Annotated in this window: 13 protein-coding genes; 12 read left to right on the forward strand and 1 reads right to left on the reverse strand. The window is 36.0% G+C overall.

Translation table 11 applies throughout. The annotated features are described in order from the left end of the window. Positions 1–67 precede the first annotated feature (67 nt). The 3 genes from CAP51_RS16990 (at position 68) to CAP51_RS17000 (ending at position 1,334) form a co-directional block, all read left to right on the forward strand. A complete protein-coding gene (locus CAP51_RS16990; RefSeq protein WP_087621955.1) occupies positions 68–277 on the forward strand; it encodes a hypothetical protein in 210 nt (69 codons plus the stop codon). 4 nt (positions 278–281) lie between these two features. Then, positions 282–572, forward strand: coding sequence for a hypothetical protein (locus CAP51_RS16995; RefSeq protein ID WP_087621956.1), 291 nt, complete (start codon positions 282–284; stop codon positions 570–572). A gap of 276 nt (positions 573–848) precedes the next feature. Continuing rightward, positions 849–1,334, forward strand: coding sequence for a hypothetical protein (locus tag CAP51_RS17000; RefSeq protein WP_087621957.1), 486 nt, complete (start codon positions 849–851; stop codon positions 1,332–1,334). 56 nt (positions 1,335–1,390) lie between these two features. Here the strand turns inward: CAP51_RS17000 and CAP51_RS17005 are convergent, their stop codons facing one another. Continuing rightward, entirely contained in the window at positions 1,391–1,585 is a 195-nt protein-coding gene (locus CAP51_RS17005; RefSeq protein WP_245809192.1) for a hypothetical protein, read from the reverse strand. Between the two features lie 144 nt (positions 1,586–1,729). On the opposite strand from CAP51_RS17005, the gene CAP51_RS17010 reads away from it, so the two are divergent. The 9 genes from CAP51_RS17010 (at position 1,730) to CAP51_RS17050 (ending at position 7,147) form a co-directional block, all read left to right on the forward strand. Further along, positions 1,730–3,004: a phage/plasmid replication protein, II/X family gene (locus CAP51_RS17010; RefSeq protein ID WP_087621959.1), complete on the forward strand. Its 1,275-nt coding sequence runs from the start codon at positions 1,730–1,732 to the stop codon at positions 3,002–3,004. 57 nt (positions 3,005–3,061) lie between these two features. Beyond that, on the forward strand, positions 3,062–3,346 hold the full coding sequence (locus CAP51_RS17015; RefSeq protein WP_087621960.1) for a hypothetical protein: 285 nt from the start codon (positions 3,062–3,064) through the stop codon (positions 3,344–3,346). Positions 3,347–3,446: 100 nt separating this feature from the next. Then, positions 3,447–3,695 carry a hypothetical protein gene (locus CAP51_RS17020; RefSeq protein WP_087621961.1) on the forward strand — a complete coding sequence of 83 codons (249 nt, stop codon included), beginning with the start codon at positions 3,447–3,449 and terminating at the stop codon, positions 3,693–3,695. Continuing rightward, entirely contained in the window at positions 3,695–3,880 is a 186-nt protein-coding gene (locus tag CAP51_RS17025) for a hypothetical protein (RefSeq protein WP_087621962.1), read from the forward strand. Before CAP51_RS17020 ends, CAP51_RS17025 begins: the two co-directional genes overlap by 1 nt. A gap of 12 nt (positions 3,881–3,892) precedes the next feature. Beyond that, positions 3,893–4,132, forward strand: coding sequence for a hypothetical protein (locus CAP51_RS17030; RefSeq protein ID WP_087621963.1), 240 nt, complete (start codon positions 3,893–3,895; stop codon positions 4,130–4,132). 199 nt (positions 4,133–4,331) lie between these two features. Further along, positions 4,332–5,369, forward strand: coding sequence for a virulence factor TspB C-terminal domain-related protein (locus tag CAP51_RS17035; RefSeq protein WP_171294822.1), 1,038 nt, complete (start codon positions 4,332–4,334; stop codon positions 5,367–5,369). A gap of 1 nt (position 5,370) precedes the next feature. Continuing rightward, a complete protein-coding gene (locus CAP51_RS17040) occupies positions 5,371–5,652 on the forward strand; it encodes a DUF2523 domain-containing protein (protein WP_087621965.1) in 282 nt (93 codons plus the stop codon). An 86-nt stretch (positions 5,653–5,738) separates the two neighbouring features. Continuing rightward, a complete protein-coding gene (locus tag CAP51_RS17045; protein WP_087621966.1) occupies positions 5,739–6,740 on the forward strand; it encodes a zonular occludens toxin domain-containing protein in 1,002 nt (333 codons plus the stop codon). A gap of 11 nt (positions 6,741–6,751) precedes the next feature. Next, positions 6,752–7,147: a hypothetical protein gene (locus tag CAP51_RS17050; RefSeq protein ID WP_087621967.1), complete on the forward strand. Its 396-nt coding sequence runs from the start codon at positions 6,752–6,754 to the stop codon at positions 7,145–7,147. Positions 7,148–7,462: the final 315 nt, after the last annotated feature.

Genomic DNA, 7,462 nt, shown 5'->3' on the forward strand with positions numbered 1-7,462 from the left:
AAGGACAAGGACTTGAGATATTGGCTACGCAATGAAAGTAACAGACGCGTCAAAGTTGGGATAAAATATGCAATATAGACGTTCAATAGGTGTCATGCGTCAAGATGATTGGCAACAAGTCATTGATATGTTGGATAATTACTTGCTTTATGTACAACAAGACATCAATTCAACCAATGATAATATCAATGATATCAAGCTGTTAATTCATAAATTACAGCATAATATGAACTTACCACCTAGATATGATTACAATATTCGGAACTGGCAAAGGTGAAATAATGCAACTGATTCAATTTGATATAAATAGCTTAGATTGTTGTAGTGTTGATGCTAAAGACGTTGAATATAAAGATATTATTGATTACGAAGTGACTAGAGAAGCTGTTTGTAGTTTAATATTTGCTCTTGCTAGACAGGCTAAAATTGCATCACATGCTGAACAGCAAATTATTAAAGAAAACCAAGAAAAACTCACACATATACGAGAAAATTTACAGATACATGATGCTGAATCAATGCAAAAGATACTTGCTGAAATTGTACTCATTCGACAAAAACTAGCTTCATAACTGACTTTTTGTCCATATATGGACATGAAGGAATATTTATCAGGTCATAGCCACGCAGATTTGCGTAGACTTGTCGGCACGCAAATCGAGTAGCGGTCTGATTTCTGCATAACTTATATTATGTTATTTAGGGTACACTTGACGGTAAGATGATTTATCATCGAAACCGTCAAGTGCCACGCCAACAATAAGTAAATTGTAGGGCGTGGTCTTTAGATATTCTATTTAACATAAAATGAAGTTATGCGACTTCAGAATGACCAGTAGCTTTAAACAATGAGTAATTATATTTATAAAAAGGTTGATACATTAATTATTGATTCTGACCTATGTGCAATTTTTTCAAACAAACAAAACTTTACTCAATCATTTAAATTGGGTGAAAATTTAGACTATTTAAGCAATCCTAATCAAGAGTTTTTTAAGGTATTTAATCACGAAAAAATCTTGATGGGATATGTTTGGTTTGAGGTTGTTAAAGACGATTTAGGTCAATATGGGTGTAGCCATGAGATTGAAATTTCATTTGCTCGATCATTGCTCTCGAAAGGAATAGATCAAAAATGTTTTATTGATAATATTTTTTTAGATTTAGAACATATTAAGGATTTACTTCCAGAGGATTGGTTCGGTTGTACTAACTCAGTTTGGCTTGGAAAAATTGAAGATAACAATGATGGTCACAGTTATATAAGCGAAAAGCTAATTCAGCATGGATTTGAATACAATTTAAACTATGCAGCTTTTATAAAAAAAGTTTAAAAAAAGAGTCCACGTTATCTAATGGTGGACTCTTGTCTCATAATGAGATTTTTACCCTAGTTTAGAACAATAATAATTTCACCTGATGATGATACTTCTGTCGCTTCGATTGCTTGATCCAATATACGATGCACCAATTCACTATCTTTGATTGGTTCTAGACCACGATTAATTAATACCTTGTTCAGCTCAATGGCTTTACGTCTTAGCCTTTCTTGTTCTGAATCATTCAAACGAACAGTAACTGCCATTCTCTTACTCCAAGCCTTTTGGCTCATATTCCACCTTTCAACAAGTATACAAGTTATTTTTACGCACTTTATATTTACGCATGTATACATTAACACAAAAATGTTATAGGATTGCCCTATGTAATAGTTACGCATGTATACATTATGCTTGATAGGCTTCGTTTGATGATACCGTTTTCACCAGTTCATGTGACTGGTGCTGCTGCCTATCTGACTGCAAAAAATGCGATGGCTCATGACCACAAAGGAATGTTGTTAGATGTACTTCATTTAGGGATTCCATTAGGGGCTAGGGCAGTCGCTTTAGCCGACCATGAGGATAGATTTTTTAAAGATTGGCAGATTGATGAAATTTATCATCCGTTTGAATCATTAGAGAGTTCATTTACACCATTGGCATTTAAAGTCTTCCATGACTGCAACCATTATCCATACGTTGAAATTAAGGCATCACCAGCGAAGTTACTTCAAGGGCATAACATATTTGGTACGACTGATATAGAACTAGGTTCTACTGAAATGCTTGTGACGCTTGCTGTCGCATACCCAAAACTTTACTTCATGTTAGAAATTGAATCGACCCAAGTATGGGAATTGGATGTGACCTATTCAGCAAGAATGAAAAATGATTATGAAGCCCAACAAGTCATGGACATGCTGAAAAAAGTGAGCAATGGACAAACAAAGGCAAGGGGAGACGAATATCAAACCACTTGTTATTGGGGTGCAAAAAATTCTCGGCTCAAGCGATTAAAAGCATATTTAAAATCCATTGAATATGAAAAACAAATGCTTGAGTACAAGAAAAAAAGTGAGGCAGGGGACGCAACCGCTTCTCGTGTCTATAACGTCATGTCAGACCCTAGATTGATTGAATGGTCTAAAGGTCTAATCCGATTTGAATCAACCATTTGCAAGCGTTGGCTAGAAAGACGTGATATTCCATTTCTACTTACCGATTTAATCCATTATCAACAGGACTTAAAACAGCAAGGTCGTTGTTTATTGGCTGAATTATGGAAAGAAACCACGTCAGATATATTTGCAGCTTTCGAGGGTCAAACCATGAAAATTACCGATGACGATTCCGTCTTGGAACAACTTAAAGCTGTGCATTTCACAATGACACCGAAAGGCAATATCAGTTATACCAAAGCTCATAAATTAATGCTGTTCTTTATTTCCTTACGAGAACAAGGTTATCACGCCATTAAAAAACTACATAACGGCAATCAAACATTTTACCGCCACATCAAACAGCTTCAAGAAGCAGGCTTTTCAAAGGCATTTCTACAAAATTTACATGGCGAATCACAATCCAATGTTGTGCCGTTACTTCGATTTGTTGATGTGGACTTTAGTTCACAGTTACCAAACTGGTATCAGGAACCAGTATCACAATTCCTGAAAGTCGCATAACTCCATGTATGACAATGACCAGCATGGGATTAAGTCTAGGGTCAAGAGGAAATTAAGATGTCAGATAAACAAACATTAATCATCACAGGTGCAAAGCGTTCAGTCGGTGACTTTAATGGCAACAAATATGACAAAACCGTTGTCTATGTTCAAGCACCTTTAGATTCCAGTACAGGTAATGCAACTGGCTTTGCAACGATTGAATATAACTGGGGTACATCAATCAATTATGGGCGTATCGCTCATTTAGATTTCCCATTTCAAGCCGAAGTAGCATTTCAAACGGTTACTAATGGGAAAACATCAAAAGTGATTCTAACTGACATTGAACCAGTTGAGTAATGATGAGTTGCTTAGTTTACTGCTGTAACAAGTGTGGCTGCTATTTCTTTTATATAGAGCTACTTAAACAGCATGAAAAACAATGTGATGGATAACACTTATGAATGAATATGAAATTATTTTAGAGCTAGATGGTATTTCAAGATATGTATCTCTAGTAATAGGATTTTTAATGGGTCTTCTATTTTCTGTGTTTCTATTTTTTAAAATGAAAAAGAATCCAAGGCTTATTCGATTTGAAACAAGTCAGGGGCTTCAATGGCTTTATCGGATTGGTTCAGTTTATTACACACGTGAAGACTACAAAAGAATATTGAAGGAAGAAAAACCTCCGGAGAAATTTAAGTAATGCACGTTTGCAAGACTTTATCACAGCCAAATGAATCGGGTCTGCAAACATGCTTGGAATGGCAGGAACAAACATCTTTCTTGCCAAATTTAACGGTACAGCAAGCCGACCAAATGTTAATCGCAATTGTAGGCTGCTTTGCCATTGTGTTCATCGTCAAGCAAGTTCTTAGCTTGCTTAAATAATGAGGGTTCATTATGAACTTTTTAACTAAATTGAAAAAGGCATTTATGCCAAAAATCGCACCTACTGCCGTAGGTACAACTGCACTTGTTGTCGCTGGTTCTGCTACGGCATCAGGGGGAGGTGGATTAGCTGAACAGGCTACTGCTGCAATTTCAGGTGGTACTGCCGACTTACAAACCGTAGGTATTGCAATTATCGCTGTTGTTGCTGGGGTATGGGTCATCAAACGTGTGATTGCATTAATCCGTTGATTCAACTTACCCCATTACAATTATGTAGTGGGGTTCTTAACTTATGAGGTGTAGAGGTGGAAGGGTGGATATATCTAATTATTTTAAGTATTTGCTTTGCTGCATTGCTTTTACGTTAATTACTTCAAATACTTATGCGAATACAGCTAATCCTACTTGGGATTATACAGTTACTAAAGATTCATCAAATAAAATCAATGTGACAGGTACAAAAAACATTACAGTCAATGGTAAACCTAAAACTCTCACAGCAACAATCAAAGACTTTAAGCCTAAAAGTGGTTTAGTTGGTCGTACCATGTATCGTAGATTGATGGCTGGGGCTGGCGGTCTTGGTGTTGCTGCGGTTGCTGGATTTCTTCATACCAAAGGTTGGTATCTTGATACTTTGACAGGTCTATATGTGCTCGGTGCAAGTCAAAGATATGTTTGGACTTGTGGCGGTACACAACATAATTCTCCAGCATCATATGCAAGTTGTATGCTCGGCATACTTCAAGCACAAAACCCAACGTATGAATTTGCAATTGATACGATTGAAAATGACAAAGAACAAGTACGTGTCATATTTGATAAGACTGCTCCAAATTTACCTTCATATCACCAATCCGTTGTAGTGACCAATACAGGTACTGTGGTAAACCAAGACGAAGAAGTTAAACCAACGACTTTAACACCTGAAATACTAAATAATATTCTCACAGATCCAGCCGTAAATACGCAATCCATTGGCATTCCAGAAGCTCTAACACCAGATGTTACAACAGGGGAAGTACCAACATCATTGGAATCCTATCAAGATATTGCAGCATCACTTGAACAACAAGCTGTTTATCCTTCACAAACGGATGTTACTTCAACATCAACAACGACAGATGCGGTTACAGGCAATCAGACAACCACAACGACAAATTCAGTGATTCCATCTTTCTGTGATTGGGCAACGCCAATATGTTCATTTATTGACTGGTTTAAAGATGATTCGGCAATTCCTGAACCTGAACATTATGATATTCAGGAATTTGATAAAAGCAGATTACCGACTGACCCACAATTTAACTTTAATGGGCAATGTCCAGCACCAAAAACATTTACCTTGAATTTAGGTATGGCATCGACACAAATATCATTGCCATATGATTATTTCTGCTCGTTTGCAATTGATGTACGACCATTCGTGATACTCGCTGCATGGCTTCACGCTTGTTATATCTTCGCTGGTTATGTGAGGTCATAACATGGCAAGTTTATTAGTTCGATTACTTGCATGGTTTGCATCGGGTCTAGTTATTAAAGCCATATCAGCCTTTGGTATCGGCATATTCTCCATGTATTTCTTGAATGAAATTACATCATCAATGATTGATTCTATGCGTGATGCTGTCACAGGGTTACCACCTGCGGTACTTGGCATACTCGGATTGGCTGGATTTGATAAATATTTATCTATTGTACTTGGGACGTTTGTCACCGTGACATATCTGCGTTCTATGAAATTTGTATTAACTAGAGAAATGTAATAACAGCCATTGCGAATGACGACGAAGCATGAGGAGGATTGAGCAATGGAAATGTGCATTTTAATTGGTTTGATGAGCTTTGTACTATGCTTACACTAATTACAGCGACACCTGGTTCGGGTAAAACATTAAAAGCCTTATCCATGATATTTGATTTCCTCAATGATGGTCGTAATGTATGGACAAACATTGATGGCATCAATATATCAGGTGTACGCAAATTTGAAGATGATTTAGAAAATCCCTTTGACTGGCGTAAATTAGATGCTGGTTCAGTTGTACTTTATGATGAAGCCCAAAAACATCCAGCATTTGCAAAACGTGACATGCTAAAAAAATATCCAAAAGATAGGGCAGAGGACATAGCAAATATCGCTTGGGAATTAGATTATCATCGACACAATGGCTATGACATTGTACTCATTACACAATCACCAAAACTGATTAATCAACACACTTTAGACTTTGTTGGTGAACATCTACATTTAAGACGTATCTTTGGGCTTAAACAATCAACGATCTTTCATTTCCCTGAACATAAATTGAATCCTAGTACCAAAAGTGTTCGAGATGAAGCAATTCACAAGGAAACATTCAAGTTCCCTAAGCATCTGTTTAAATTCTATAAATCAGCAACAGAACATACTGATAAAGCTAAAATACCTTTGATATATATTATTATTTTACTGATTGTATTTGTTGGCATACCTGCATGTGGTTACTCTAAATATAAGCAATCCAAGCTATTCAATAGTGATAATTCGGCTACACAAGTTGAACAACAGGACAATAAGGCACAACCGCAAACTGACCCAATTAAATATATGGACAAAAAGTCAGAAATTGACTTAGAGCAACATGAATTAGAACGAATCGCCATCATTGTAGAATCTTCAACAGATTGCTATGCCAAAAACTCGTATGGTGATGTCATTGATATTACATTCAATGAATGCAAGGCTTTATCTCGCAAGAATGTTCGTATGTCTTTCTCAAAACTAAAGAAAGACAAAAACGTAAATGAAAACTTATCAGCGAATACTAGTGATAATGTTGAATATACACCACCATCTTATCCAAACCTCTAAAGGAGAAAACCGTGACCACATCAAAATATCAGCATATTGTTGATGACACTGAATTCAGTCGTTTGTATCATTCACTTGGTGATTCTGAAGCAACTTTAAAAGAACTTATTAATGAAATTAAGGACTTACATGAAAAAGAAGATTTAAGTGATGGTGAGTTGGATTGGTTGTTAATTAAAGAAGCCCATCTAAAAAATATTTTTAGTTATGTATACTCCCAACTAGTTGATATTAAAGGGGAAGAATTTGTATTTAATATCACAGCAAAACAAGACCAAGACCAGCGAATTCAAGAATTATGGAATAAAATTCATGACCAAAGACAACTAGGCATTCCAAATGACCCTGTATTGCAAGAGTTGTATGAAGCTGTAGGACAGGAAAAAATTAGTGCTGGTAGACTTTAAAAATTGAGCTGCTGAAACATATAGAATTGTATAAAACCCATCAATTTATAATTGATAGGGTTTTAACAATTATGGGTGTTTAAGTAGCAAGGACAAGGACTTGAGATATTGGCTACGCAATGAAAGTAACAGACGCGTCAAAGTTGGGATAAAATATGCAATATAGACGTTCAATAGGTGTCATGCGTCAAGATGATTGGCAACAAGTCATTGATATGTTGGATAATTACTTGCTTTATGTACAACAAGACATCAATTCAACCAATGATAATATCAATGATATCAAGCTGTTAATTCATAAATTACAGCATAATA

It is taken from the genome of Acinetobacter populi (assembly GCF_002174125.1).
GTDB classification, from domain to species: domain Bacteria; phylum Pseudomonadota; class Gammaproteobacteria; order Pseudomonadales; family Moraxellaceae; genus Acinetobacter; species Acinetobacter populi.